1 pseudogene is annotated in these 577 nt (G+C 71.1%); it reads right to left on the reverse strand.

Annotated elements, in window-relative coordinates:
- Window positions 1–577 (reverse strand): annotated as a pseudogene (locus FVW20_RS18365) (glycosyltransferase family 1 protein); the annotation flags it as partial.

The following is a 577-nucleotide window of genomic DNA, read 5'->3' on the forward strand; positions in this document are numbered from 1 at the left end:
TCTGGCCGGGCCTTGGTGTTCCAGCGGTCGGCCCAGGCCGAATGCAGCCGGGTGGGCGACAGGAACACGTCGTGGCGCAGCGGGCCGTGCAGGGCCGGGTCGTGCGGCAGGTGGTCCGCGTCGTGGATGGGCAGGGGGTTGGGCACCACCAGCGCGCGGGGGTAGCAGCGTTCCTGGAACTGCCCCACCACCAGCGCGGGAATGGGCTGGGCCAGCAGCGCGGCGGGGGTGATGCCCATGCGCCCCGCCACCAGACCAGGCTCGCTGTGGAACTGGCGGATTGCAAGCGTGCCCTTTTCCGCCAGCGCCCGGAAATCGATGGGCGCGAAGTGGCGCGAATCCAGGTCCAGATAATTGTGGAAGTGCAGGATGTCGGCTGCTTCCGCCAGTTCGCGGGCAAGGTCGGGCGTTTCGTCGAACACCACGTCCTGCCCGAAGTCCTCGCTGCCGTAGCGCGTCAGGTCCACCAACCGGGCCGCGCAGCCGGGCAGGTGGGCGTTCAGCGCCCGCACAAGGCGCAACGGCGCGCCCGCCAGCGGGGTGACGGCGAAGTGGACGACGCGCATCACGCGGCCCC

This window comes from Nitratidesulfovibrio oxamicus, assembly GCF_015731765.1.
Taxonomy (GTDB): domain Bacteria; phylum Desulfobacterota; class Desulfovibrionia; order Desulfovibrionales; family Desulfovibrionaceae; genus Cupidesulfovibrio; species Cupidesulfovibrio oxamicus.